This is a genomic window from Haladaptatus sp., assembly GCF_049589095.1.
GTDB lineage: Archaea > Halobacteriota > Halobacteria > Halobacteriales > Haladaptataceae > Haladaptatus.
In genome coordinates, this window is the sequence record NZ_JBAWAC010000098.1 from 1 (window position 1) to 2,566 (window position 2,566).

1 protein-coding gene and 1 pseudogene are annotated in these 2,566 nt (G+C 54.1%); both read left to right on the forward strand.

What is annotated here, in order from left to right; all coding sequences use genetic code 11:
* Positions 1–738 precede the first annotated feature (738 nt).
* Positions 739–2,139 (forward strand): aryl-sulfate sulfotransferase, encoded by a 1,401-nt coding sequence (locus WBV42_RS03375; RefSeq protein ID WP_423984785.1) that lies wholly within the window; start codon positions 739–741, stop codon positions 2,137–2,139.
* 122 nt (positions 2,140–2,261) lie between these two features.
* Positions 2,262–2,566, forward strand: a pseudogene (locus WBV42_RS03380) (WD40 repeat domain-containing protein); the annotation flags it as partial.

Here is a 2,566-nt window from a genome sequence, read left to right on the forward strand (position 1 = left end):
CTGATGAGGATAGGACGATACATTTGTATCACTTCTTCTCTACATTAGCACAGTTTATCTGAATTTATATTAATTTAGTAACTGTCATGGTGATAGGGAACGAAGATTCGATAGATCTCTTCATTTACTAATCGATTATTCTTGCTTGCTCAGCTGCCGATATGACTAAGTTTGTCAGAAATAACAGATAAAAATATGTGATGAAGATTTGTTATGTAATGCCAAGGGTTAAATATCTCTCACAAATTCTTGGTTTGGATGATAATCGTTAAAATGCTTTTCACCATCTAGTTGATAATAATATTAATGCAGTATTATTTAGACATAGATATCACTTTGGGTCAGCAGTTCGACGGGTCGATTTTGCGGGAAAGTGAACATTCGATCCATCGTTCCGCGATACCTGATCGTATCTTGTAGGATGTACCTACCCCGAAGGACGATGTCGGAGGTGTGATTTCCGTCGGTTCGCTTGCCGATCAATCCATTTGCTCCGGTCGGGCACGAGAGATTCATGCTTCGCGTGAAAGGGGTCACCGATATGTGTTTGCTCCCATTTCATCCCTCATCTGCGCCGATCCAGTTTATACCTGAATACGGATACCTTCTCTCAAGGATAATCCCGTGTTGCTCGAAATGATGCAGTCGAGCTTTTGGAACAGTTCGATGTACGACAACGGATCAAAGAGGCTCATACAAACACAAAATACTCAAACAGTACGTCAACATGACTAAGATATGGACTGGACGGAGCGACTCCCACCGCGTGCGTGGATTACGCGTGGGGTCGTCTTATTGTTGGTCGTCGCCCTGCTTACGCCCTCCGTGGTCTCCGCAATCACGTACGACCCGAGCGTATCGAACCTCAAACCTGGAACCATCGACCAACCCGCGAACGGGACGACGATAATCAGCGTTCAAGGGTTCAACTTTCAGGGAGAAGGAAATAGGAAGAAGCCTGCCCGACTCGTCTCCGTCGGCCCCAAAGGTAACATAAACTGGGTGTACAACGGGTCGAAGGAAGGGGTATCGTGGTTCTACGACGTCGATCCGCTTCCGAACGGCAACCTCCTCGTCGTCTCGACACAGCGCGGCAAGACCGTCGTCTACGAGATGAATCCGGAAACGAAGAAGAAAGTCTGGTCTCGAACCCTCCCGATCAAGGACACCCACGACATCGACCTCATCAACAACGGCACGGAACTGCTGGTCGGTAACCTCCGCAACTACAATTCGAGCACCGGGGAGAACAACGACCGCGTGTACGTTTACAGCCTCGAAAAGGACAAGATCGTCTGGCAGTGGCATTTCACCAACTACTACGACAAGAACGAGGGTGGCGAATACACCGGCGACTGGACGCACCTCAACAACGTCCAACAGATCGCACCGGGTAAGTTCGCGGTGGACCCGCGAAACATGGACCAAGTCCTCGTCATCGACCGGAAGACGAAGAAAGTCACGATGAAACTCGGTGAACCCGGGAACACTTCCATCCTCAACAAACAGCACAACCCCGACTACCTCGAAAGCGAGTCGGGCAAACCGACGTTCCTCGTCGCTGACTCCGAGAACAACCGTATCGTCGAGTACGAGAAGGACGGGAACGACTGGAACCGGACGTGGACGCTCGGGTCGTCCGACACGCTGACCTGGCCGCGCGACGCCGACCGACTCCCGAACGGCAACACGCTCGTCGTGGACTCCTCGGACCACCGCGTCATCGAAGTGACTCCCGAAGGAAAGATCGTCTGGGAGTTCTACGCGCCGTGGCTTCCGTACGACGCCGAACGAATCGGCACCGGCGACGAATCCAACGGCCCGACCATCGCCGACCAGAACGCCTCCGGCACCTACCAAATCTCCGGCAGCGCGAACCTCGACCCCGGAACCGGGAAGAGCCTCAGGATGTCCGTCTTCCTCGGCCACGCCTTCGCCGGAACGTCGATGCAGGACACGATGCGCCACTACGGTGAGCGATGGGACCAAGTGACGCCGTTCATCCGCCCCATCTGGATGAACGAGTACGCGTTCATCGCCGTCATCTTCGCCATCCTGTTGCTCGTGCTTTGGTTGCTCGGCGAACTGGTGTACCAGCGAAAACGGATTTCGAGCGGTCTGAAATACCGACTGGGCTGAGTTCCCTTCGGTGGCACCTCTTCTCTTGTAGCCGTACGGTCGGCAACGCTCGAAATTGAAAACCATTCTACAAAAACGCGCTTTCGGGAGCGCTTAAGCCGATCCTGACGGATTTCTTTCGTATGCTCATCGCAGGAAGCGACGACGGTGTATATCGAATCTCCGGCGTCCGCGGGCCGGGTGAAACGACGGAGGAAAAACTGCTCGACACGGAACGCGTGTTCCGAGTGAAACGGTTCGACGCGCTTCCCGGACCGTTCGCGGCCGCGAAATCCGGGCTGTATCACGCTGCGGACGGAGACGACTGGACGAAACTTCCGTTCCCGGACGAGGAAGCGTACGCCGTCACCGCCAGTCCCTCCGGTAACAGGCTCTACGTCGGGACGCGCCCCGCCCGCCTGTTCGTCGCCGACGTGGAGTACGGTCT

Excerpts from the sequence above, each read along its gene's own strand:
- WBV42_RS03375 (WP_423984785.1), top strand. The coding sequence starts at position 739 with ATGGACTGGACGGAGCGACTCCCACCGCGTGCGTGGATTACGCGTGGG.